The organism is Sphingobacterium sp. BIGb0116 (assembly GCF_024808035.1).
GTDB lineage: Bacteria > Bacteroidota > Bacteroidia > Sphingobacteriales > Sphingobacteriaceae > Sphingobacterium > Sphingobacterium paramultivorum.
Window position 1 is genome coordinate 120,277 of the sequence record NZ_JANUDT010000007.1, and the last position, 25,436, is coordinate 145,712.

Here is a 25,436-nt window from a genome sequence, read left to right on the forward strand (position 1 = left end):
ATAACAGAAAGAAAGTAAAACAATGGCAAATTATTTCAACACCTTACCGCTTAGAGAGCAGTTAGAACAATTAAGTCACGCTGAATTCATGGACAACACCGAATTCACGGATGGTGTAAATGCTTTAAAAGGTAAAAAAATCGTAATCGTAGGATGTGGTGCGCAAGGCTTGAACCAAGGTTTAAACTTAAGAGATAGCGGACTGGACGTTTCTTATGCTTTGCGTAAAGAAGCTATTGAACAAAAAAGAGATTCTTGGAAAAACGCTACGGACAACAACTTTAACGTAGGCACTTACGAAGAATTGATCCCATCTGCGGATTTAGTTATCAACTTGACTCCAGATAAACAACATACTTCAGTAATCAACGCTGTAATGCCCTTGATGAAAGAAGGCGCTACGTTATCGTATTCACACGGTTTCAACATCGTTGAAGAAGGTATGCAGATCCGTAAAGATATTACTGTCATCATGGTTGCTCCAAAATGTCCAGGTTCTGAGGTTCGTGCAGAATACCTTCGTGGTTTTGGTGTTCCTACCTTGATCGCTGTTCATCCGGAAAATGATCCACAAGGAAAAGGCTGGGCTGAAGCGAAAGCGTACTGTGTAGGAACAGGTGGACACAAGGCTGGTGTATTGAAATCTTCATTCGTAGCTGAGGTAAAATCAGATTTGATGGGTGAGCAAACGATTCTTTGTGGATTGTTGCAAACAGGATCGATCTTGTCTTTCGACAAAATGATCGAGAAAGGTATCGAAGCTGGTTACGCATCCAAATTGGTACAATACGGTGTAGAAGTGATTACGGAAGCCTTGAAACATGGTGGTGTGAGCGGAATGATGGACCGTTTGAGCAATCCCGCAAAAGTAAAAGCATTTGAGATCTCAGAAGAATTGAAGGATATTATGCGTCCTTTATTCCAAAAACACCAAGATGATATCATGTCAGGTCACTTTAGCAAGACCATGATGGAAGATTGGGCAAATGGTGATGCAAATTTATTGAAATGGAGAGCCGAAACAGGTGAAACTGCATTCGAAAAAACACCTGCTGGTGATGTTAAAATCAACGAACAAGAGTACTTCGACAACTATACACTGATGGTTGCTTTCATCCGCGCAGGTGTTGAGTTGGCATTCGAAACAATGGTTGAAGCAGGTATCAAACCAGAATCAGCATACTACGAATCATTGCACGAAACACCATTGATCGCTAACACAATCGCTCGTAAGAAGTTGTTCGAAATGAACCGTGTTATCTCTGATACAGCAGAATACGGTTGTTACCTATTCGACCAAGCTTGTAAACCTTTGTTGGCAGACTTCATGAAAACTGTTGATACGGATTTAGTCGGTAAAAACTTTAACGACAACAAAGATGCTGCAGTTGATAACGCACAATTGGTTGTCATCAATGAAATTCTACGCGATCACCCTGTAGAAATCGTTGGTCGCAAATTGCGTAAAGCGATGACTGCAATGAAAGCGATCAAAACTGTTTAAAAGTCCATACGAAATTATACATGCTCCAAAAATCATGAATATTTCGTAATTTAGTATATTGAAATCAAGGTGATATTGAGACATTTACAATATCACCTTGGTTCATATAAAAATAACATAAGAGAGATTAAAAAATGTCAAAAACATTAGTAGAAAAGATTTGGGATGCTCACGTCGTCAAGCGTGAAGAAGGGTTTCCGGATATTATTTATATCGACACCCACTTGATTCATGAAGTTACTTCACCTCAAGCTTTCGATGGCTTGCGTAAAAGAGGAATCCCAGTTTTTCGTCCAAAGCAAACGGTAGCTACTGCCGACCACAACGTACCGACACTCAATCAACATTTACCGATCAAAGAAGAGCTATCCCGTTATCAAGTTGATATGCTCACCAAAAATTGTGCTGAATTTGGTATTGAATTATATGGCTTGGGGCATCCATACCAAGGGATTGTACACGTTATTGGTCCGGAGCTGGGTATCACCCTACCAGGTAAAACGATGGTCTGTGGCGATAGTCATACCTCAACACATGGTGCTTTTGGAGCTATTGCTTTTGGTATTGGGACCTCTCAGGTTGAACAGGTCTTCGCAACACAATGTTTATTGCAGTCGAAGCCAAAAACAATGAAAATTGAAGTTAACGGTACCCTTCAAAAAGGTGTTGGGGCAAAAGATATCATCCTATATATCATCTCCAAAATCTCTGCCGCGGGCGGTACAGGTTACTTTATTGAATATGCTGGTTCAGCAATCCGTTCATTAAGCATGGAAGCACGTATGACCATTTGTAACATGAGTATTGAAATGGGTGCACGCGGAGGCTTAATTGCTCCGGATCAGATCACTTTCGACTATGTAGAAGGCCGTGAATTCGCACCAAAAGGTGAGGAATGGGATCAAGCCTTAGCGTACTGGAAAACATTATATTCTGACGAAGATGCCATCTTTGATAAAGTGTTGACTTTTGATGCTGCAGACATTGCGCCAATGATTACTTATGGCACCAACCCTGGCATGGGTATGGGTATCGCGGAGCATATCCCAGCAACTATCGCACAACCGGAATCAGAAAGACCATCGTACCAAAAAGCATTGGATTACATGGGTTTTAAAGATGATTCAACGGTCTTAGGCAACCGTGTTGATTATGTTTTCATCGGAAGTTGTACCAATTCCCGTATTGAAGATTTACGTGAAGTAGCTTCGTTCGTTAAAGGCAAGCAAAAAGCACAAGACGTTGAAGTATGGATTGTACCGGGCTCAAAACAAGTAGAAAAACAGGCTAAAGAAGAAGGCTTGGATAAAATATTTGAAGCGGCAGGATTCCAGTTACGTGAACCAGGATGTTCGGCATGTTTAGGTATGAACGAAGATAAAATCCCTGCTGGTAAATATTGTGTTTCGACTTCAAATAGAAATTTCGAAGGGCGTCAGGGACCGAATGCCCGCACCATGCTGGTATCTCCTTTGACAGCAGCAGCTGCGGCAGTAACAGGTAAAGTAACAGATGTAAGAGAGTTGATCTAAGCAGAAAAAAATGAAAAAATTTGAAACTTTAACGTCACAGGTAGTCCCTCTACCTATCGAAAATATTGATACCGATCAAATTATTCCCGCACGCTTTCTAAAAGCAACTACGCGCGAAGGTTTTGGTGATAATTTATTCCGCGACTGGCGTTTTGATACAGACAATCAGCCCAAAACTGACTTTGTATTGAACAACCCGACCTATACAGGGAAAATATTGGTTGCCGGTAAGAACTTTGGTTGTGGTTCAAGCCGCGAACATGCCGCATGGGCTATTCAAGACTATGGTTTTGATGTGGTCATCAGCTCATTCTTTGCCGATATATTCAAAGGAAATGCCCTTAACAATGGTGTATTACCGATTCAGGTATCCGAAGAATTTTTGGCAAAAATTTTCGAATTGGTGCACCAAAATCCGACAACAGCGATTATCGTTGATCTTGAAAAACAAACAGTCATGTTGACAGAGACAGGTGATCAATTTGAGTTTGAAATCAATCCATACAAAAAATCATGTTTGATCAATGGATATGATGACATTGATTTTATCCTTAACAAGAAAGATTCAATCGAAGCATTTGAAGCGAACAGACAATGGTAGATCCTGTCGTCCATATTGCCAATTTAACCATTCAGTACGGTAAAGATACCGTACTGCAAGACTTAAATTGGCAAATTTTTCCTGGCGAGCAATGGATCTTAGGCGGTCCGAGCGGTACAGGAAAAACCACACTTGCAAAAGCGATTTCCGGGCAATTGAAGTATGAAGGCGAGATCACATTCCACCTTGATCCAACGAGCCCACTGCCGGCAAAAATTCACTACGTTTCCAATTGGTTTCAGTTTACCAATCTTGAAGGCGATCGCAATTTCTATTACCAACAGCGCTACAACAAATTTGCAAAAAACGATACATTAACGGTTTTTGCTGAGTTGAAACATTTTGCGCAAGAAGAACAGCTTTCTTTTGAAAACGTGCGTTCTTACCTGAACATTTTTGGATTCGAAAATTTCAAAGATCAGCAGTTGATTGAACTTTCGAGTGGCGAACACAAAAGACTGCAATTGATCAAGGCCTTGTGGCTTCAACCGCAGGTGCTCATTATCGACCAGCCTTATACAGGACTAGATGCACAGTCTCGGGAAGATCTCAATCAGATTTTCGATCAGCTAGCGGATAAGGGTGTCACCTTTTTGTTGATAAGTAATGATGACGAACAACCAGACTGTATCAATCGTTTTGCGGAGATTCAGCATGGTAAGATTGTTATTCGCCAAAATAGCAATGAGCTATCCAGAGGATTGCCCCGCACAAGAAAGGCACTCCCCTATTTTCTGCAACGAGCCCCTGAAGTAACTTCTCCGATCATGGTAAAAATGAACAAGATCAATATTTCATACGGCGAAAAACAGGTCTTAAAGAATATTGACTGGGAAGTAAAAGCCGGCGAAAAATGGTTGCTACAAGGGCATAATGGTTCAGGAAAATCCACGTTGCTCAGTTTAATCAACGGCGATCATCCACAGGCCTATGCCAACGACATCCATCTTTTTGGCAAAAAAAGAGGATCTGGAGAAAGCATTTGGGATATCAAAGAACATTTGGGTATTATATCGCCAGAATTGCATTGGTATTATGATATGAATGCCAACGTTGGGCAGACTATTGCTTCTGGATTTTTTGATTCCATGAGCCTATACCAACGATTAGGATTTGAACAACAGCAAAAGCTCGAGCAAATTCTCCATTTTTTTGACCTTAAAGAGGTTAAACACAAAACCTTGGGGTCGTTACCATTAGGCCAACAACGTTTGGTCCTATTGGCTCGCACGATCGTGAAGCATCCAGAATTGCTGATTTTGGACGAACCTTGTCAAGGTTTAGACAAAGAGCAGACCCAGTATTTCAACGATGTCATTGATGACCTCAGTAAAAGTGGCCAGACGCTCATTTATGTAGGGCACTTCCAGACACAACTACCAACGTGCATTGACAATAAAATCGTGTTGGAAAAAGGAGAAGTAAAGGCTGTATCCGAAGTTATCCACAAAAAAGAAGCTTTATCAACATAAAAAATGTGGAAAACTTCAATTAATTCGAAAACAAGAACAAAAAAATAAAAAGAGAATCAAGATATCGGCAAAACACCGGAAATCAAAAGTCAAAAATAAAGACAATTCAATAGGTCTTAGGCCTATCTTCCAAAGTTTCAATATACATATCTCTGATAGCTCAATACTAAAAATACAATGAAGAAAAATATTTTAATCATACCTGGAGATGGCATCGGCCAAGAAGTAACAACTTGGGGTAAAAAAGTTTTAGAAAAAATCGGTGAAAATTATGGTCATGAATTCAGCTTTGATGAAGCTATCATGGGCCATACTGCAATTGAAGCTACGGGCAACCCTCTTCCTGATGAAACATTAGCGAAAGCAAAAGCTTCTGATGCGATCCTTTTCGGCGCCATTGGCCATATCAAGTATGATAATGATCCTTCTGCTAAAGTAAGACCTGAACAAGGCTTGTTGAAAATCCGTAAAGAACTAGGTCTTTATGCAAATCTTCGTCCAATCCTTTTATTCGACGAGTTATTGGATGCTTCGAGTTTAAAGCCTGAAATTCTTCAAGGTACAGATATCCTTTTCTTCCGTGAATTGACAGGTGATGTGTATTTTGGTGAAAAAAACCGCAATGAGGACAACACCTTTGCGTCAGATCTGATGAACTACCATCGTTACGAGGTTGAACGTATCGCACGTAAAGCTTATGATGCAGCACGCACACGTAACAAAAGATTATGCTCTGTTGATAAAGCCAATGTATTAGAAACATCCCGCCTGTGGAGGGAAGTTGTACAGGAAATCGCAAAAGAATATCCGGATGTTGAAACCGAGCATATGTTTATCGATAATGCAGCCATGCAATTGGTTAAAAATCCGAAGAAATTCGATGTGGTATTGACAGCTAATCTTTTTGGTGATATCTTGACAGACGAAGCGTCACAGATCGCAGGCTCAATGGGTATGTTGGCTTCTGCTTCCGTAGGTGATGGCACAGGCTTCTTCGAACCTATCCACGGCTCAGCACACGATATTGCTGGTCAAAATAAAGCAAATCCACTTGCTTCAATTTTATCTGCAGCCTTGATGCTTGATATTAGCTTTGGTCTACAGGATGAAGCTAAAGCTGTTACCAATGCTGTTGCTGAAACATTAAAAGCTGGTTGGAGAACCGGTGATATTGCCAACAGCAGCACTGAAGCTTCAAAAATCTTAGGTACTCAGGAAATGGGTGAAAAAGTATTGGAGTTTATTAAATAGTATACCCTTTTTAATTTGTAAATCTTTTGAATTAAGAAATTATGTTACACGATCCTAATCATCTTTACATTTTCGACACCACCTTACGTGATGGCGAACAGGTACCAGGCTGCCAATTAACTACTCCAGAGAAAATTGAGATTGCTAAAGACTTGGAAAAACTAGGGGTAGATATTATCGAAGCCGGTTTCCCAGTGTCTAGCCCTGGTGATTTTCAATCGGTGGTAGAATTATCTAAAGCGGTGAACGATGTTATTATATGTGCATTGACCCGTGCCAATCAAAACGATATTGACGTAGCTGCCGAAGCATTAAAATATGCCAAACGCCCACGTATCCATACCGGTATTGGTTCTTCGGACATGCATATCAAATATAAATTCAACAGCACAAGAGAAGAAATTTTAGAACGTGCTGTTGCGGCTGTAAAACATGCCAAATCCTATGTAGAAGATGTCGAGTTTTATGCAGAAGATGCTGGTCGCGCAGACTTGGAATTTCTAGCTAAAATGGTTGAGTCGGTGATTGCGGCTGGTGCTACGGTGGTCAACATCCCTGATACAAACGGTTATTGTTTACCGGACCAATATGGTTCAAAAATCAACTACCTAAAGGAAAATGTACGCAATATCGATCAGGCAATTATTTCGGCACATTGTCACAATGACCTAGGACTTGCAACAGCAAATTCTATCGCTGCCATACAAAATGGAGCCCGCCAGGTAGAATGTACGATCAACGGTATCGGCGAACGTGCCGGAAACACGTCGCTTGAAGAAGTAGCCATGATCCTTAAGGTGCACAACCAGTCGTTTGGAAGCTTAACATCAAACATCGATAGCCGCATGTTTACGTACTTATCGCGCAAGGTAAGTGAAATGATGAACATGCCTGTCCAACCGAATAAAGCGATCGTTGGCCGTAATGCCTTCGCGCATAGTTCGGGTATTCACCAAGATGGTTTCCTAAAACACCGCGAAAACTATGAGATCATCAGACCAGAAGATGTTGGTTTGATTGAAGCTGATATTATCTTAACTGCACGTTCAGGAAGACACGCCCTTAAACACCATTTGGAGCGTTTAGGCTTCCATCTTGAAAAAGATGATTTAGCAGATTGCTATCAACGCTTCTTGGTTTTAGCCGACGAAAAGAAAAATATTTGTGATGATGACCTAAAAAGCCTCATCCAGGAAAAAATATAAAAAAGGAAGGCTGCAGATGCAGCCTTTTTTTATCATAAATACATTTTTTTAAAGGATACAAATGACACATAGCTGATTATTATTTTAGCATGTATTCAGACGATCTTCCATTCAAAATCAACTAAATTTAAACACTGTATAGGTAGAATCTCTCATATAACAGCGAATATCTGCGTTTTATTTGCTACCTTAACTAGGCAATCATCTAACAATGAATCTATCAACCTTAAACATCAATTCAGAAGCTACACTTGACCGCATCAAGTCTGTGGTCAACAGAACACCGCTTCAATATAATCGGCATCTATCCGAAAAATATGGTGCCGAAGTCTATCTAAAACGGGAAGATTTACAAGTCGTACGTTCCTATAAATTACGCGGTGCCTACAATAAAATTATTTCCTTAACAGCGGAAGAGCGACAACGCGGCGTTGTATGTGCGAGTGCGGGCAACCATGCCCAGGGCGTTGCTTTCTCCTGCAATAAACTCGACATCCAAGGCGTGATATTTATGCCGGGTCCTACACCACGCCAAAAGATCTCACAAACGGAAATGTGGGGTAACGGTAATGTAGAGATTATCTTGACAGGAGACACTTTTGATGACTGTCAAAAAGCGGCGCTGGCTTACACAGAAGAGCATGGTATGACTTTCATCCCGCCATTTGATGATCTCAAAGTTGTGGAAGGACAGGGTACTGTAGCCGTTGAGGCTTTACAAGATCTTCCCGATATGGATGCCATATTTATCCCAATTGGTGGGGGTGGACTTGCCGCGGGAGCGAGCTATTACCTGAAGAGTAAAAACAAAGCGATCAAATGTTATGGTGTTGAACCCGAAGGAGCTCCTTCTATGCAAGCGGCCTTGACACATGGCGCACCGATCGAGCTCGAGCATATCAACAAATTTGTTGATGGAGCCGCCGTTAAAAAAATCGGTGCAACGACATTTGAAATTGCGAAACAATTGTTGGATGATACACGCTCTATTCCTGAAGGAAAGATCTGTACATGTATCCTAGAGCTGTATAATAAGGATGCAATTGTCGTTGAGCCCGCGGGTGCTTTATCGGTAGCTGCTCTTGAATTTCACAAAGATGAAATTAAAGGCAAGAAAGTCGTCTGCATCATATCCGGTGGAAACAACGATATAGACCGCATGAGTGAAATCAAAGAATTGTCTCTGCTTTACGAAGGATACAAACATTATTTTATCGTTCGTTTCCCACAACGCCCAGGTGCATTAAAACTCTTCGTTTCTGAAGTATTGGGGCCTAAGGATGATATTACCCGTTTTGAGTTTATCAAAAAAACAGAACGCGAAAGAGGTCCAGCGCTAGTCGGCATTGAGCTCAACAAGCCTGAGGATTACGAAACATTGATTGAACGCATGAAAGAATATAAGTTTGATGTCATTGAAATCAACAAAGACCAGACACTATTTGAATATCTTGTTTAAATAATAGGTATAAACGGAAAAAGCCAGTGATTCATATCCTGGCTTTTCTCGTTTATATAACCAAAATACCTCACCCCAAGTCTTCAAAAAAAACTAACAATTCCATAACTTAAAAAATCTTATATTTCCTTTATTAAAAGATATTCAATAGCTGAGGAGAGATCGATAAATTATCTTATTTGGCCGAAGGCATATTGCATATAAAAAGTAATTTATCTAAGTTTAATTGTTTAATCAATAATATACGAAAAATGAGAGTACTAATTTTAACAATCCTGACCTTAATAGGTCAACTTACCTTTGCCCAGACCGACAAAAGTAAACGCCCGAGTCCTCCAGACAACACCAAAGTAACCACCACCGATGGTGTCACGATCGACATTAATTATAGCCGCCCTTCTTTGAAAGGCCGTCAGCTTGGTGTTGATATCGCCCCTATCGGCATTGTATGGCGTACTGGAGCGAATGAAGCGACCACCATCGAATTTAATAAAGATGTATTGGTTGAAGGCAAGAAATTAACCGCTGGAAAATATGGTCTTTACAGTATCCCTGGAGAACACGAAACAACAATTATGTTTAATAAAGTGTGGAATCAGTGGGGAACAAAATATGATGCCAACGAAGATGCCCTACGTGTTTCTGTTAGCAATGCCACAGCAAGCAATTCACAGGAACAATTTAAGATCAATGCGACTCCACAAGGAACTATTTCTTTGGAGTGGGGACAGTATGTCGTTCCATTTACGGTGAAAGCGAGCAACTAAATTAAAAACGCATTATCAATGTAATCGGTACGGTACGAGTGAACGATTTTTTAATCAAACAACGGGCCGTCCGATTACATGATTCTTCGCTTCTTTCAGCCCCATTTTAAAAACTTAATTACTTATCAATCCGCTTTATTCATTCCGTATTTTATCATAAAAGCATCGTATTCAGCCTCATCGCGGCACATCTTGTCATACCAGTTCTTTTTAAGAATCAGTGTGGTAATACCCAATATCAGTACACTGGTCAATAAGCCCTTTCCCTGTTGAATAACAATATACATCGGGATCAATGTCAAACAACATTGCCATACAATCCCCACCCCAACATTAAATAAATCACGCTTAAAGTGATCGTTTCTTTTAAGATCAGGGTATTTCTGCAATGCTTTTTGGTGAATTGGCCCCCAAAAGCCCCATGGGCGAACACGAACATAAAAATCAACCAACACAGATTCCTCAGTTGGCTTAGATAACCAAGTTCCAAGTAAGCAACCTAATAACGATAGGACAAACAAAAAGGGGAAATAATAAAGCGGCAAAGTATGTGGGAAAAACTGAGGCAGAATAATTGCGCCGAATATACCGGTCAACATTCCCCAAAAAAATCCCGTCCCATTAAATCGCCACCAATGCCACTTAAGCACATTCGCGGCGATATATCCACCATAGAGTGCCGAAACGATCCACTGCAGCACCGAATTGATGTTTTGGACATATAATCCGATGATCGTGCTACAGACAACCACAGAAACAGAAACAATATAACTCAAACGAATCTGTTTTTTAGGCGAAGCCGAACGATAAAAAAATTTCAGCAAGACATCATTGACCAAATACGCTTGCGCCGCATTTATCGTTGAAGCAAAAGAAGACATAAAAGCAGCCAGAAGTCCCGCCAATAGTAAACCTGTCAATCCAACCTTCCCAAAACGACTAATTGCTTTGGGTAAGATGATCTCGAAATCCATATGGCTTCCCATTGCTGTAAACTCATCCCGAAAGAACACAAGCGCTAACACCGTAAAACCCATGATCATCAGATAACGCGGGATCAGCAAGATAACAGATACCGAACCGCTCATTAATGCGGCCTCTTTTGGTGACCTACAAGCAAGAATCTTTTGCATATCATAGTTTGCCGCGGGCCCAGCCATACTCATGAAAATACCTTTGAAAAGCATCATCATCACAAATATGGTAAACAGGTTGTATTGATCATCGGCTATTCTATCCATAATAGAAGGGAGTACGTTACTCCAGTCCATATCCAAATGCCAGCCAAAGAAGGGAGAGTCCCATCCCTCAGGTGTATTGGCGGCCAACAATTCAGGACTTACCTGCTGCATTGCAATCACTGCGATTGCAATGCCGGATACAATCATGATAGCGAACTTCACCATATCTGCCCAAACGATACTATGCATGCCGCCAAGCATGACATAAAATGTCGTGATAGCAGTAAAAAACATGCCGTATAATTGGGGAACATACATCGGGTCAATAGTTAAGGGAATGAACCGCGAAAGCTGTTCCCAGGGGAAGAATACCTCCATAAATTTACCGATTCCGATAAAGCCGTAACATAGAAAACCCAATACTGCTACAATAGCGTATAGAATGACAATGGTGTAAGCTCCATCTGCACCCTTACCATGCCCAAAACGGGTTCGGATCCATTCAGCTCCCGTCAAAACATTTGAACGCCGCAGCCATATCGAAAGGTAAACCATCAGGAAAATCTGATTAAAGACAGGCCATAACCAAGGAATCCACATACTCTTGAGGCCATAGACAAAGGCAAGATAAACCATCCACATTGTGCCCGAAATATCGAACATCCCCGATGCATCAGAAATACCAAGCATATAGTAAGGAAGTGACTTCCCTCCCAAGAAATAAGAGTCGAGATCCTTAGAAGCTCGCTTTTTAAGAATCAGGCCAATGACAATCATCGTCAGCAAATAACAGACAATGATCACTATATCTATTACGGAAAGTTCCATGAATATTCTTCTCGTGGTCAACCGCAATCTACAATTATATTTCTACTTCTCCAATTGGCCAATCACGACCGAAACTGGGTAATGATCTGATATTCCTTCGAGATCAGGACCATTGTGCACTTCGACCTTCTGAACCAAAGGCGACAATCGCTCCGACAATAAGATATAATCTAGCCTTTCCGACACTTCAGCTAATCGGCTGTCGCCCCAATTCCAGCCATATAGTGTTGCTGTAGGAAAACTGACCCGCTTATTTTCTGGAAATACAGTACGTCCGATACAATCATCAAAACCTGCAGCAATAAAAGTCGACAGCACACTATAGTCAAAACGCTGGCCACGCATATTGCCATATTCTGGATGCGCTTGATCCCAATTCGATAAATTCTTTCTCAGTTGTGCTTTGTGTTCCAGCCAAATTGCATCCAATGGAGAATAAGCATTGAGGTCCCCCATGATCATACAGTTATTCAAGGAATTACTTTTGATATAATCCACAATCTGCTGTGCTTCTTTTAATCGATACTTCCAGGAAAAAGGGCTGAGATGTGTGACTATAATGTCAATATCTTTAATTTTAACATGCAACATACCATGCCAAAACTCATCCACCTGGGCTTTGATCAGGGTAATCGGGTAGCGAGATGTAATCCCTACTGGATAGCCCTTCTCCTTGAGTAAGACGCTGTAGTGGTGTCCGTAGGATTCGGCCAGCTGTTGAAGATCGGCCTGTTTGAAATCGACCAGTTCTTCCAAAGCAACAATATCCGGTTGCTGTCGTTCCATCCAATGGACAAATTTATCCGATCTTGCTTTCGTATGCTCAAATCCATTCCAGATATTATAAGATATTATCTTTAGCGGTTGATCGGCCTGAGATTTCACTGTCAAACACAGCAAGAGTAAAGCAATCACTCCATAAAACTTGATCAGATCTTTCATTTATATACTCCTAAATATCGATTTTATAACTAACAATAAGCCTTTATAACTAACAACAAGCCGGGCTATCCGATCTAGAATAGGAGACCGGCTTTCAATTTTCACATCCTATTATCAGGCCCGTTTCACACCGTTTCGGGAACAAATTCCAGATTCCATAACATATAGCGCATTGCGACCAATAAGCTGGAGGACATTGTCAACCGAGGTTGCCGAGCGCAAACCGTCGGATGCTGTATTTAGACAATAATCCAAAAGCCGGTCAACCGAGGATACGGCAACATGCATTCGTGTATCACTCGATGCATAGTAGATATAAACCATGCCATTGGGATTCATGATCCAACCGTTAGAAAACAACACATTGGAAACATCACCGATCCGTTCTTCTCCCTCCGGAGCCATCAGATAACCCGCAGGCTCGGCGATCAATTGGCTTGGATCATCCAGACTGGTGAGATAAAGGTAGAGCACATAACGTAACCCTGCTGCCGTCCCCCTTACGCCATGGGCAAGGTGTAGCCAGCCTTTCTCCGTTTTTAAAGGCGCAGGGCCCTCACCATTTTTCAGCTCTTTAATCGTATGATAAAAACGTTTGTTGATAATTTGTTCTTCAACAACAATGGCATTTTTAATATCATCAATCAATGACCATCCAATTCCGCCACCACGTTTTGCTAGGATAAAATCATCTTGTGGCCGTGTATAGAGGGCATATTTCCCCTGTACAAATTCGGGGTGCAATACGACATTTCGCTGTTGACTGCTCGCTTTCAGATTGGGTAAACGCTCCCAGTGCTTCAAATCTTTTGATCGAATGATCCCTGCAGAAGCAACGGCACTGGAGAGATCCCCCGGAGCAGCTGCTGCATCGCGTTTTTCACTGCAAAAAATACCATACACCCAACCGTCTTCATGAGCAGTCAGCCGGATATCATATACATTTGTTTCCTCTTTATCCAAATCTGGAAGTACCAATGGCTGATCCCAAAAACGAAAATTATCCACCCCATTTTCACTTTCTGCTATCGCAAAAAATGATTTCCGGTCAGCCCCTTCAACCCGAACAAACAACAGATACTTTCCTTGCCAATAGAGTGCCCCCGCATTCATTGTTGAATTGAAGGTGATTCGCTCTAGAAAAAGCGGGTTTGCCAAGGGATTAAAATCGTAACGCCAGGTCAACGGGATATGTTCTTTGGTAACAACAGGATATAAATAACGCTTAACAATTTTTCCTGGATTAGACAGTTCAACATTAGTTCTCTCCAATAATAAGCGTTGTGATTCGATAATATAAGCTTGCTGACGTTCAAATGATTCGGCCATAAATTTAGTTCAGTTCAAAAAAATAGTTACTTTACAAGTTTTCGGGATAAAGCGGCATACGGGTCACACGATGGAATGCCGTACCGCTACCAGTAGCGACCTCAAGATCAAATATCACTTCTTTTGTTTTCGGATCAATCTCCACAACACGTCCGCCCAAACCAATAGAAGTTGCTACCCCCATACCCGGACAAAATAAAACATGTCCAGTTTGCCCCAAATATTGTACGCCCGATATGGCCTGTGAAAAGCCTTGCGTGCCACGATCTTTTCCATAAGACCATACTTGCTGTACCGTTCTATTGGTCAGGTCAACCTTATATTCCACTACCCTGCTAAAGCTTTTCACCCCGGGAGCAAAATTTGATTTCCATTGCCGGTTATACCCATTGTCAAAAACCAAAATACGATCCTTACTCAACGCGACAGGTGTATGTGGCCCCCAAGGCCAATCAAAACCTGCAACCGCAGCATCTCCATTGATCACTGCTGGGTCTGTAATTGCAGTGCCATCTTCGGCAATTGGCTTAAGCAACAAGGTCTGATATTTGGCTCCCCAATTTTTATGGGGCGATATAATCCATTGCGTCACTCCCGAATGATTAAAACTGAAAATCCCCTGATAACGTGCCGTGGCCAATAAATCTTCGCCAATTTCTGTAATTGAATTATTATGTGCCCAATTATTTGGACTCTGCGAGAAGGCCGGTGGCGTAATACCATCGGGCTTGATATAACGCGTTGTATCCAGTTGCTTGGCAAGATCCCATTCATTAACTAAGACACCTGTTTGTGGATTCAATTCGATGATAAAGTCGTTAATACGCGGTTCGCCATTATTTAAACGTGCCGCAACTTTGGTTACATTGATCAAGAAATTACCATTGGCAGCTTCACTAACCTCATGGTGAAATCCATAGCCAAGTTTTGCTAGATCCCATTGATTGACCAAGTTTCCAAAGAGATCAATTTCAACAACACGTTGTTGCGACTGATCACCGGAAATAAAGGTCCCTTTTTTGGTCCGCTTAAGGCCTATCGATCCGGAAAACTTCTGTAAATCAGGCGATTTTTTCAACAGCAACAACCAACGCAATTCCCCCTCGTTATCAATCATATAAGGTAAAGAAGTATCTAATTCACTCTGACCAGGATAACTCACCAAATTGATCCCAGGCTCCATTTTCTCGGTTTGCCCCTTGACAATCTTCCATTGGGGAAAGTCTTGTACTGTTATAGCTTGTGTGACAATATGTATCGTTGTGCTACCGCGCTCGTTGCCTTCCCGGTCAGTAAAAGCAAGATCGACCACATTATCATAATCGGCATATAAGCCTAATATCGGTACGTTTTGACGTGGTGTATCATCGTTACATAAATGCGTAATGGCACCCAATTTGCCATGCTTACCATGCACAGTCACCCGTACTCGACCATAGGTCGGTAACCATACATTTACCATGGCCGACAGTGGATTATAACCCGAAGGATCGAGTTTAATATTTTCAACAATAAAATCGAGCGAAGTACCTTTGGTAGGTACCTCCACCTCCGACCCGTCGCTAAAGGAGAGTTTTGTACGCCAATGTGCCAGATCAGAAGTTATCTTGAGAATATCTTTTACGGGGACATTTACGGCTCCCTTCTCAAAGTTGAAAACATACTCTAGTGTATGCTGATTGACATCAAGCAACAATTCTCCAGCATCAATTTTGGATGTCAATGCCAGCTTGGAAGATAATTCATTCGTTGTTTCCCGATCTTTCTTACAGGAAAAAAATAACAGAACAAAGCATATAAGTGGCAAAATCAAAGTAGTGAAAAATCTACCCATCCGTTGTACTGCAATCATACATATTATTGTTTAAAAGAAATTTCAAAAAGTATTCCGGCAGAGGCATCTACTCCCCTACCGGAAAAAACTAACACTCAACTGTGGAATCGAGAATAAATTTTTATGTGTCTTCCGACCTTGTCGGAAGTACTATAGTGACCTATCGCCACAATGGATGTTGTTGAATCTTGGTATTGGTATTGATTTCCCCTTCAGGAATAGGTAAATAATAATGTTTGGGTTGGAAATTATTGGCTCCTTGTTTTTTATTATCCACAAAAACCTGCTTCATTTCTGTAGGAGTATACCAACGTTTCAAGTCAAAGAAACGATGTCCTTCGAAGAAAAACTCCAGTTCATTTTGCTTGATAATTTCCTTCATTAATGCATCAGCATTTGCCCAAGTTTTATTGGCTAATCCTGCTCTATCTCTGATGCGTTTTAAACTAGATGTTGCACCACCCAAATTTCCGTTTTTAGCACATGCTTCTGCATGTAGCAAAAGTACTTCTGCAAAACGAAATACCCGAAGATTGTTATTTCTATTTGATGCATCATACATACTATTGGCGCCAGCGACATTTTTATAGAAATTAGTATACTTTTTGATTAAGAAACGGCCTTGTTTTCCATTAACCGCCGGAAAAACGGGCTCGCCACGTTGCCTTTTTGCACTTGCATTATCCCAAAGTTTGTCAAATGACAAGTTACCAAACCAAGCTCCGTCAGTCAGGCCAGTTTCATAGTCTGAATATTTCCAAAAGAAACTTGTGTACATTCTTTTGTCAAATTTTGTATCTGCACCAATCGGTCTTTCTTCACTGGTAAAATCGCGAACAACAGCTGCCCCAGGCATTAACTTGAACCAAGCTCCAGTACCATCTGGCCCTGCGAAATTGGGTAGTACAAATCCCATCGCACAGGATGCACAATCAACGCCCCAGTTTCCATCACCACCAAATCGACTATCATAAACCAATTCCCACACAGACTCTTTATTTAATTTAGTTGTTTCTTTAAAATTATCATCAAAGTCCGCAACTAGATCGTATGTATAAGGGGCGCTCAACAGTGCTTTCAGTTCTGTCTCTGCTTCCGAATATTGTTTAGTATAAACAAGAGCCTTACCTAAATAGGCCACCGCTGCCCCCTTAGTCACGCGCCCTGCCTCAGCAGCTGGTCGTGTTACAGGAAGATAATTTTTGGCGACTTTAAAATCTGCAATAACTTGTTTCCATACATCAGCTTCTGGAGAAGATGCTTTGTTGACACCATCTGGATCATCTCCTGCAGGGAGCAAACGCAATGGTACATCACCATAATTAGCTGCTAATAGAAAATAATACATACCGCGTAAGAAACTCGCTTCACCTATCAGCTCATTCTTTCTGCCTTCGTCCATGGAAACCCGAGGAACATTCTTTAAAAACACATTGGCTCTATTAATCCCCGTATATAAACTACCAAAATCACTTTCTGCAGTACCTGGAGAGTTTAAAAAATTAACATACTCCCACGTAAAAGGTTCTTCTCCGGTTAGGAACCACATATCATCCGCTCGATTCATTGTTTGATAACCGCCATACGCACCATAGTATCCTGACATTTGGGAACGTATCGGCGAATAAATTGTAGGCATTGCCGCCTGAGCATCAGATTCAAGAGCCCAATAAGTTTCCTCTACAGGAAGATTAGGATTAACTCGATCTAAAAAGTCTGACTTACAACTTCCCAATAACAGAAGAAATGTCGCTGCAGTCGTATATTTTTTTATTGAAGATTTCATCTATATCGTATTTAAGAAATAAAATTTATGATCTAAAAATTGGCTTTGCCGTTAAAAATTAGCCTGAATACCAAACATAATAGTTCTTGCTAATGGAAAACGACCATGGTCTGTACCCGCTGTCAATACGCCCGAAGGGGTTCCATTATCGCCATTATTTTGCCCTAAATCCGGAGTATAACCTTTGTATTTTGTGACGGTAAACAAGTTGTCCGCCGCCAAAAATATCCTTCCATTTTTCAATGTCGCTTTGCTCAACCATTGTGATGGCAATGTGTAGCCCAATTCTATCGTCTTAAGACGGAAAAATGCACCGCTTTCCATCCAGCGGTCACTCACTCTGCGTTTATTGTCATTTTGATCCTCTCTGCTGTAGCGTGGAATATCCGTATCTGTATTGCTCGGTGTCCACGAATCCAATAGACTACTCGAGTGATTGTTCACTTCATTAGTCTGTTCCATACGGGCTCTGGTATAGTTGTAAATTTTGTTGCCATACATTCCATCAAAGAAAAACGCAAAATCGACGCCTTTATAATCTAACCCACCACGGATCCCATAAGCTAATGTTGGAAATGGACTTCCTACATATTGACGGTCATTGTTGTCTATTCTTCCATCGTTGTTATAATCCACAAATTTTATATCTCCTCCTTTAGCATTTGGCTGGATTGTCGTTCCATTTGCAGATTTGTAAGCCTGAGCTTCAGCATCAGATTGGAAAAGGCCATCGGTTTTTATCACCCAGAAACCACCAATTGGATAGCCAACTTTAGCCCAGGTGATTGTCCCTTCGCCCTGTGGGTTATATCCACCAAATTCCTGTACATTTCCAACCGTTACGGCTTTCACTTCATTTTTTACCTTTGAAGCATTGACACCAATGTTATAATTTACATTTCCGATTGAATTTTTATAGGTTGCTAAAAGTTCAAATCCGTTATTTCTAATCGTTCCTGCATTCAATGTAGGCGCTCCCTTTAAGCCAGCTGACGGCGGTTGATTGATCCCCAATAGAATATCTTTGGTTTCACGAACATAATAATCAGCACTGATATTCAACTTATTTTGCATAAATGCCATATCAACCCCAATATTGCTGGTAGCTGTTTCTTCCCAAGTTAGATTTCGAGGAGAAACCCAATTAATACCAGTGCTGGCACCTTGCCACCAAACCCCTCCTTGGATATAGTTTATACCATATGAAGTGATGCTCTGAGTGGTATAATTTGGAATCTCCTGATTACCTAATCGACCATAACTAGCACGCAGCTTAAGTTCATTCATTGTACCTTTTGCCGATTCAAAGAACTTTTCATTCATGACATTCCAGCCTACTGCAACAGAAGGGAATACACCGTATCTCGCACCATCAGCGAATTTAGAAGAACCATCACGACGCAATGAAGCCGTCAACAAATAGCGGCTATCATAGCTGTACATGAAACGACCAAATTGAGATATCAACGCGGACTCATTTAAACTTCCTGAAGTTGTCTGTTCTGCCGGAGAAGCTGCATCAATCGCATCCGTTCCTAAAGGAAGGCTGTTTCGACTGGCTCCAAATCCTCTATTGGTATTCTCTTGTGCTGAATATCCTGCCAAAACTGAAATAGTATGTTTGTCGAAAGTATTATCATAATGTAAGGTATTTTCAACAAGCCATTGGTTATTAAAAAAGGCACTTTCACTTAAAGAAGATTTACGTAAATCTGCGCCATAGGTATAAGCATCATTTTTATTATAATTTCTTCCGGTTGTCCTATTCACCCCCACATTTAATTTATATTTTAAACCTTTCAGGAACAAGTCTACCTCGGCGTAACCATTCAACATGAAATCCGTTTGATAGACATGTTTATTGTATAGATTTAAATAACCAACTGGGTTTTCGAGATTCTTCATCCAAGGAGCATAAGTAGCATATCCTCCTCTAACACTTGAATCATATACGGGAAGCAGCGCATTTTGACGTAAAATATCTGTAATTGTTAGATCAGAAAATTTACGGTCGCCTGATTTCATCAAAAATGTGTTCCCCACACGAACATGGTCATTGAAAAAACTAAACGTATTCTTTGTCCGTATATTGAAAGCTTTATACCCGGTTGTCTTCAAAATCCCTCGCTGATCCAAATAACCTGCAGACACATTATAGGTAGACCGCTCTCCTCCACCAGCAATATCCAAATTCACCTTATTCACTGGAGCAGTGTCAAATACCTCATCCTGCCAATCTGTATTCGCATTGAAGCTTTCTGCTTGAGTAGGTAAATAGCCATTATCTTTTTGGAATTTTTTCCATTGTGGTCCATCCATCAAATCCATTTTTTTTGGAAGACTCTGAATACCTGTATAAGCATTTATCCCAAGAGTTGCCGGAGAGGACCTTTTACCACCTTTAGTCGTAATGATAACGACACCATTTGCTGCCCTTGACCCATAGATCGCAGCTGCTGACGCATCTTTCAATACTTCCAATGAGGCAATATCATTTGGATCAACTATATTGATATCCCCGAATACACCATCTATTACATAAAGCGGCGCATTATTACCTAGCGAACTTAGCCCACGAATATTAATACTCATACCAGAACCTGGACTTCCACCTGCGTTTGACACACTCACACCAGCAATACGACCTTGCAATGCTCCTGAAGCACTTTTAGCTAAATTAGATTGTAGATCCTTGCCCGTCACGGATGCCACTGCACCAGTCAAATCACTTTTTTTCACCGTACCATAGCCGATCACCACAACTTCATCTAATTCCGTACCCGACTGAAGTACAACACTATAGATTGATTCATCATTGACAAGCACCTCTTGCTCCTTCATCCCCACGTAGGTAATTTTTAAGGTTTTGCCTTTCGCAACATCAAGTGTAAAAGAACCATCGGCATCTGTTTTCGTTCCGCTGGCGCTGCCCTTGATATTGACCGTAGCTCCTGCCACTGGCTTATTATCCGCATCGAGGACTTTGCCCCTCACCTTTTGGGATTGCTGTGCAAAGGCTAAGCTCCCATAAGTGGAAAGTAAGAGTAGTAAAGCTGTTTTTCTCATATTGTGTGTATTTAAGGTTTACAATAAATAGATGGTTTGTATAATATGTCTATACTTAATTGGTATTCTTATATCGGTTTGTTTGACGAAATTAGAGAAAAGGAGAAGCCGTAAATAGCAAGATCAACTCATTTGTATTGTACTTTTCATTCATATTTCTCCTGGGAAAAACACAAAAATGTCAACACAAACGATTGCGCAAAATAGAAATGACAATAAAATAGGAAAAAAAATGAGGCAACAGAACAATACCGTAAATAATTAAAAAACAGTACATTAAAAACAAAGAAAGGTCGCTTTATTGAACTTTAGACTCACTTGTATTGAATTATCTAGCAAGAGGAACAGGGGTAATCAATAATTAAATAGCGTTGAAACGCCCCCATATTCACAGAATAGTTGACTTTATTTAGATAGACGTATATAGATCTTTCGTTTATCTAAAAAAGAGAAATGGAAAAAGAAAAAATTAGATGATCATCTGTTGCTTGCGGAGACTATTTCTATACTCGACGGGAGTGAGGTCCTTTTTCTTTTTAAATACACGATAGAAATACGAAACGCTGTTAAAGCCACATTGTTCGACAATATCGGCAATCAAGGTCTCTTCTTTCAGTAGTCGCACAGCCATATTGATCCGAAAATCGAGCAGATAATCGGTAAAATTCATCCCTGTAGTCGATTTCAGAAAACGGGAAAATGTTGATTTGCTCATGTTCATCACCGCGGCAACCATAGGAAGGCTCAATTCTCTATTTACATGGGTAACGATATATTCCTGCAATCGTCCCATCATCAATTCGCTATTGCTCAGCACTGTATTGGTCGCAGTAGATAATACACGGATATCTTCACCCTTGGACAATTCGTACAGCAACACCAAAAGTTTCATAACCGAATAGAATCCATCCCTTTCCAAAGTCAGTATGCGTAACAGCGGTAATACCCGATCTACTGTTTCTTTACCAAAAACTACACCACGTGAAGCTTTGGATAATAACTGCTGTATACTTGCAAACTGCTTTTTATCCAGATACTGTTCAATTAACGAAGGGTGAAACTGAATCGTGATCTCATGAATATCATTCGATTGGCAATCGCCATCTTTCCAAGCGTGTTCAAGCTCAGGACTTGCAATGAGTACCAGATCCCGCTCGCCAATAGACTCTATCGAGTTGCCAATGATACGTTGTGCCCCCACTGCCCCCTCAACATAATTGAGCTCATATTCTGGGTGAATATGTACAGGAAACGTAAAAGAAGATTTTCTCCGATCGAAGACCACAAAGCAGTCATCGGAAGATAATGGCGATTTCTCTCTAAATATATCAGGTCTCATAATTGGATTTTCCCCTCCAGTAAATTACCCAAACTTAAAAAAATAATATGTATAATCCATTGGTACTTCAGCACATTTGCCGGCCTGCCAAAGTTGAGCCCTAACTTCGGGGTATCCAAATCAGGTTAACGCAGATCAAGTGAAGCATATCGATCCATCTAAGCGAAACTTGAGCAACAAAAAAGGTTGCCTTTTACGGCAACCTTTTATATTCGTTTTGATTTTCACCTTATTTTTTAAGGTATTTTTCCAAAAATTGATCCTGTTCCCAAAGTAAGTGGAAGATATTTTCCTTGGCAACATAACCATGCGCTTCACGTGGTAAAATAACCATTCGCACAGGTGCCCCCAAGTTTTTCAGGGCCTGGAAATAGCGTTCTGTCTGCAGGGTGAATGTTCCGGGATTATTATCGGCTCCGCCATGAATCAACAAAAGTGGGGTTTTCATCCGATCAGCACTCACAAATGGAGACATCGTCATATACAAGGCTGGATCATCCCAGAAGTTGCGTTGTTCACTCTGAAAACCAAATGGTGTTAAGGTCCGATTGTATGCTCCAGAACGCGCTATTCCTGCGGCAAACAATTTTGAATTGGACAACAGATGTGCTGTCATAAACGCACCATAGGAATGCCCACCCACAGCAACTTTTTTCCGATCGATATAACCCAAATGATCTACCGCATCAATTGCAGCTTCGGCATTTGCCACAAGTTGTTCAATAAAGGTATCATTAGGTTCTTTTGTTCCCTCTCCAACAATAGGGAAGGCCGCATTATCCAATACAGCATACCCCTTCGATACCCAGTAGATAAAAGATCCATAACTTGGGAAGGTAAACTCCTTCGGATTCGCCGTACTTTGTCCGGCTGTATTCTTGTCCTTATATTCCCGTGGATAAGCCCACATTAGCAGAGGCAACTTCTCTTTCTTCGTAAAATCATAACCGGCAGGTAAATATAATGTTCCGGAAAGTTCGACTCCATCCTTGCGCTTGTACTTTAAAATCTCTTTATGAACTTTTTCCAAAGATTTAAACGGGTTTTCCAACGTGGTGAGCGTCACCTGTTTCCCCGATTTCATATTTTTCATGAAATAATTCGGATAAATCGATGCTGACTGAAGCGAAATCAACAGATCCCCAGTTTTAGGGTTCACTAGTTGGGTGATACGTTCCTGCAGTTCAGATGCTGGAGCAGTGTAGATGCGTTTTTTCTTCAATGAATGCAGATCAAGCTCATCCACAAAAGGAAACTCACCATTTTTAGTAAAACCCTTACCTACAAACAGCGTTTTATCCTTATCTATATACATCGAATAAGTGCCTAAACTATTTTTTTCCATATACACATCTCCCGGATCATTATAGACGTCCTGACTATTCCGGTCATGCAATAGTTTAGATTCTCCCGAGGAAGGATTCACCACAAAAGTTTTTGCATTTCTCGTATCATACCATTGCGAATTGATCAATGCATATTTATCATTCCCCCATGTTACACCAGCATAACGGTCTTTGATTTTAAAAATAAGCTTTCCCGCACCATTGTAGGGGTAAGATAAAGTATATAAGGCATCACGAAACTCCGCAGGTTTGTTCGCATCCCCGCCATCCAAGGCTTCTACATAAGCCAACGTAGCTGGCTGATCACTCCGCCAATGCCAGGCACGTTTTCCCGATCGTGTCGACGAAAAACCTTTCGGCATTACCTCTGTCAAGGCTGTCTCATTCACCAGCGCTATTTCCTTGCCCGACCGATCATAAATATGAACCTGCTGTGGAAAAGACGAGACCGGAACTACATAGGAATAAGGTTTTGTGATCGTCGTGATCATCACATACTCACCATCCGGAGAGAAACTGATCCCCGTATAAATGGCTTTATCTTTAAAGGGAGAAATCTTACCGTCTAGGTCTACAAGTTCAAGGTTGGATTGCACCAATGTTTCAAAATTCACTTCGTCCTGCGGATTTTTAAGCAGGTCTTGGTATGTTCTCAATTGGGATATCTTCCCATCACTTGTTGAGACAATAGGTCCTGTTGGCAAATCTTTTGAAGGATCCAACAGTGTAGCCCTATCCTTTGGCAGGCTTGTAATCAGTAAACCGGAAGAATTTCTCAGCCACTGAAATGGTGCTGTCAATGTTCCGTTCAAATTGTAAGCAGTCAACTGTTTGACATTTCGCGTTGCAAGATCAATGACAAATAAGGCTGTTCCGCTTTCATTTGTATTGCTAAATGCCAAACGCTTATTGTCTGGAGAGAACACAAAATTGGCCATCGCCGCTTTTTCGGGCATCCCCGTGAAGTCGGAAAATTCCATATTTTGTCCTATTTTTTTCAAGGCAATCTTATCGAAAAAGATTGTCGAACTTTCCATGTTCGTTTTAGGATTAATCCGCAATCCCGCCAGTTTCATTTCTTCCTGGCCTAAGTCCGCCAGGCTTTTATACGTAGGCCGGAACGTAAATAACATCCAATTTCTATCGCTTGAAATCTTTATCTGAGGGGGGCGCACATAATCGGCTAAGGCCAAAATTTCAGTAGAGGGTTTTTGAAAGGTAATGTTTTCCTGCGCTTGCGTCTGTAGCGACACTAGAAGCAAGAGACCATAGAATAGTTTCTTCATAAATTTATTTTTCAAATTAGGGCAAAATAAAGTAATAAAATTTTCATAAAAAAGCAAGCTTTGTAGCTTTTTTATGACACTAAAATTAAACTTAAATCATTTGTAAAATAGTGGTAAAATTTACTAATTTAAAGTTATCCACATTTGAAAAATCAAGATAATCAACAACTTACAAACACTAATCTGCAGCAAACGCATTCTCTGACAAACTTTTACCCAAAATGTGGAAAAGTCAAACTACCGCATCGAAAGAAAATATAAGATATTTGTTAAGCTAATGAAAGAATTGGCAACTCAACGAAGTTTTTAAGTATCGAAACACAGACTTTTCTTTTTGATGAATTGTCTATTTTAAATGGCCAGATGCACCTTAAATCTGGTCTCCCCGATTAAAATTGATACCATTAACTCCGTACCGAGTTTTTCTATAAAGATTGGAATAAAAAAATAAACAAGTAAACATGGCAAGAATTATCAAATTTGAGAAAAACGATTGTGCTCCTTGTGCACAAGTATCGGCTTATTTGGATCAAAAAGGTATCCAATATGAAACGGTTAATCCTTTTGATGAACCAGACTTGGCCGCAAGATTCAAAATCCGCACAGTTCCTACGGTAATTGTGTTGGAAAATGAAGAGATTCAACACCGTATCATTGGCTTTAAACCAGAGGAATTGGCGGCCATTGCACTTTAATAAATTCAGCGTA

The 25,436-nt window shown here is 40.8% G+C and carries 17 protein-coding genes; 9 read left to right on the forward strand and 8 right to left on the reverse strand.

Annotation, left to right across the window (positions count from 1 at the left end):
• The first annotated feature begins 22 nt into the window (after positions 1-22).
• The 8 genes from ilvC (at position 23) to M2419_RS17085 (ending at position 9,791) form a co-directional block, all read left to right on the forward strand.
• Positions 23-1,504, forward strand: a complete 1,482-nt coding sequence (ilvC, locus tag M2419_RS17050; RefSeq protein ID WP_088163107.1) for a ketol-acid reductoisomerase — start codon at positions 23-25, stop codon at positions 1,502-1,504.
• Positions 1,505-1,638: 134 nt separating this feature from the next.
• A complete protein-coding gene (gene leuC / locus M2419_RS17055) occupies positions 1,639-3,036 on the forward strand; it encodes a 3-isopropylmalate dehydratase large subunit (RefSeq protein ID WP_153844270.1) in 1,398 nt (465 codons plus the stop codon).
• Between the two features lie 10 nt (positions 3,037-3,046).
• On the forward strand, positions 3,047-3,637 hold the full coding sequence (leuD, locus tag M2419_RS17060) for a 3-isopropylmalate dehydratase small subunit (RefSeq protein WP_153844271.1): 591 nt from the start codon (positions 3,047-3,049) through the stop codon (positions 3,635-3,637).
• The gene (locus M2419_RS17065) at positions 3,631-5,109 is read left to right on the forward strand and encodes an ATP-binding cassette domain-containing protein (protein ID WP_153844272.1); all 1,479 of its coding nucleotides are present in this window, start codon (positions 3,631-3,633) and stop codon (positions 5,107-5,109) included. Before leuD ends, M2419_RS17065 begins: the two co-directional genes overlap by 7 nt.
• Before the next feature lie 177 nt (positions 5,110-5,286).
• A complete protein-coding gene (gene leuB, locus M2419_RS17070; RefSeq protein WP_159727357.1) occupies positions 5,287-6,360 on the forward strand; it encodes a 3-isopropylmalate dehydrogenase in 1,074 nt (357 codons plus the stop codon).
• Positions 6,361-6,401: 41 nt separating this feature from the next.
• Complete coding sequence (locus M2419_RS17075) at positions 6,402-7,565, forward strand: 2-isopropylmalate synthase (protein ID WP_120335010.1); 1,164 nt, start codon at positions 6,402-6,404, stop codon at positions 7,563-7,565.
• A 211-nt stretch (positions 7,566-7,776) separates the two neighbouring features.
• Positions 7,777-9,024, forward strand: a complete 1,248-nt coding sequence (gene ilvA, locus M2419_RS17080) for a threonine ammonia-lyase IlvA (RefSeq protein WP_153844274.1) — start codon at positions 7,777-7,779, stop codon at positions 9,022-9,024.
• 251 nt (positions 9,025-9,275) lie between these two features.
• A complete protein-coding gene (locus tag M2419_RS17085; protein WP_153844275.1) occupies positions 9,276-9,791 on the forward strand; it encodes a DUF2911 domain-containing protein in 516 nt (171 codons plus the stop codon).
• Positions 9,792-9,916: 125 nt separating this feature from the next.
• Here M2419_RS17085 and M2419_RS17090 read toward each other — a convergent pair whose 3' ends face one another.
• The 8 genes from M2419_RS17090 to M2419_RS17125 all read right to left on the reverse strand — a co-directional run bounded on the left by M2419_RS17090 (position 9,917) and on the right by M2419_RS17125 (position 24,728).
• The gene (locus M2419_RS17090) at positions 9,917-11,800 is read right to left on the reverse strand and encodes a sodium:solute symporter family protein (RefSeq protein WP_159727359.1); all 1,884 of its coding nucleotides are present in this window, start codon (positions 11,798-11,800) and stop codon (positions 9,917-9,919) included.
• Between the two features lie 42 nt (positions 11,801-11,842).
• On the reverse strand, positions 11,843-12,742 hold the full coding sequence (locus M2419_RS17095) for an endonuclease/exonuclease/phosphatase family protein (RefSeq protein ID WP_159727361.1): 900 nt from the start codon (positions 12,740-12,742) through the stop codon (positions 11,843-11,845).
• Positions 12,743-12,856: 114 nt separating this feature from the next.
• Complete coding sequence (locus M2419_RS17100) at positions 12,857-14,071, reverse strand: glycosidase (protein WP_159727363.1); 1,215 nt, start codon at positions 14,069-14,071, stop codon at positions 12,857-12,859.
• A gap of 31 nt (positions 14,072-14,102) precedes the next feature.
• Positions 14,103-15,923, reverse strand: coding sequence for an aryl-sulfate sulfotransferase (locus M2419_RS17105; RefSeq protein ID WP_228280112.1), 1,821 nt, complete (start codon positions 15,921-15,923; stop codon positions 14,103-14,105).
• 142 nt (positions 15,924-16,065) lie between these two features.
• Complete coding sequence (locus tag M2419_RS17110) at positions 16,066-17,691, reverse strand: RagB/SusD family nutrient uptake outer membrane protein (RefSeq protein WP_159727365.1); 1,626 nt, start codon at positions 17,689-17,691, stop codon at positions 16,066-16,068.
• Between the two features lie 51 nt (positions 17,692-17,742).
• On the reverse strand, positions 17,743-20,757 hold the full coding sequence (locus tag M2419_RS17115; RefSeq protein ID WP_159727367.1) for a TonB-dependent receptor: 3,015 nt from the start codon (positions 20,755-20,757) through the stop codon (positions 17,743-17,745).
• Between the two features lie 469 nt (positions 20,758-21,226).
• A complete protein-coding gene (locus M2419_RS17120; protein ID WP_159727369.1) occupies positions 21,227-22,096 on the reverse strand; it encodes an AraC family transcriptional regulator in 870 nt (289 codons plus the stop codon).
• Between the two features lie 229 nt (positions 22,097-22,325).
• Complete coding sequence (locus M2419_RS17125) at positions 22,326-24,728, reverse strand: prolyl oligopeptidase family serine peptidase (protein WP_159727371.1); 2,403 nt, start codon at positions 24,726-24,728, stop codon at positions 22,326-22,328.
• Positions 24,729-25,189: 461 nt separating this feature from the next.
• Here M2419_RS17125 and M2419_RS17130 point away from each other — a divergent pair, with 461 nt between their 5' ends.
• Complete coding sequence (locus M2419_RS17130; RefSeq protein ID WP_046673718.1) at positions 25,190-25,423, forward strand: co-chaperone YbbN; 234 nt, start codon at positions 25,190-25,192, stop codon at positions 25,421-25,423.
• Positions 25,424-25,436 lie beyond the last annotated feature (13 nt).

Coding starts and splice junctions, on each gene's coding strand:
- M2419_RS17120 (WP_159727369.1), bottom strand. CDS start 22,096: ATGAGACCTGATATATTTAGAGAGAAATCGCCATTATCTTCCGATGAC.
- M2419_RS17075 (WP_120335010.1), top strand. CDS start 6,402: ATGTTACACGATCCTAATCATCTTTACATTTTCGACACCACCTTACGT.
- leuC (WP_153844270.1), top strand. CDS start 1,639: ATGTCAAAAACATTAGTAGAAAAGATTTGGGATGCTCACGTCGTCAAG.
- M2419_RS17065 (WP_153844272.1), top strand. CDS start 3,631: ATGGTAGATCCTGTCGTCCATATTGCCAATTTAACCATTCAGTACGGT.
- M2419_RS17085 (WP_153844275.1), top strand. CDS start 9,276: ATGAGAGTACTAATTTTAACAATCCTGACCTTAATAGGTCAACTTACC.
- M2419_RS17115 (WP_159727367.1), bottom strand. CDS start 20,757: ATGAGAAAAACAGCTTTACTACTCTTACTTTCCACTTATGGGAGCTTA.
- M2419_RS17105 (WP_228280112.1), bottom strand. CDS start 15,923: ATGATTGCAGTACAACGGATGGGTAGATTTTTCACTACTTTGATTTTG.
- leuD (WP_153844271.1), top strand. CDS start 3,047: ATGAAAAAATTTGAAACTTTAACGTCACAGGTAGTCCCTCTACCTATC.
- M2419_RS17095 (WP_159727361.1), bottom strand. CDS start 12,742: ATGAAAGATCTGATCAAGTTTTATGGAGTGATTGCTTTACTCTTGCTG.
- M2419_RS17125 (WP_159727371.1), bottom strand. CDS start 24,728: ATGAAGAAACTATTCTATGGTCTCTTGCTTCTAGTGTCGCTACAGACG.
- M2419_RS17130 (WP_046673718.1), top strand. CDS start 25,190: ATGGCAAGAATTATCAAATTTGAGAAAAACGATTGTGCTCCTTGTGCA.
- ilvA (WP_153844274.1), top strand. CDS start 7,777: ATGAATCTATCAACCTTAAACATCAATTCAGAAGCTACACTTGACCGC.
- leuB (WP_159727357.1), top strand. CDS start 5,287: ATGAAGAAAAATATTTTAATCATACCTGGAGATGGCATCGGCCAAGAA.
- M2419_RS17100 (WP_159727363.1), bottom strand. CDS start 14,071: ATGGCCGAATCATTTGAACGTCAGCAAGCTTATATTATCGAATCACAA.
- ilvC (WP_088163107.1), top strand. CDS start 23: ATGGCAAATTATTTCAACACCTTACCGCTTAGAGAGCAGTTAGAACAA.
- M2419_RS17090 (WP_159727359.1), bottom strand. CDS start 11,800: ATGGAACTTTCCGTAATAGATATAGTGATCATTGTCTGTTATTTGCTG.
- M2419_RS17110 (WP_159727365.1), bottom strand. CDS start 17,691: ATGAAATCTTCAATAAAAAAATATACGACTGCAGCGACATTTCTTCTG.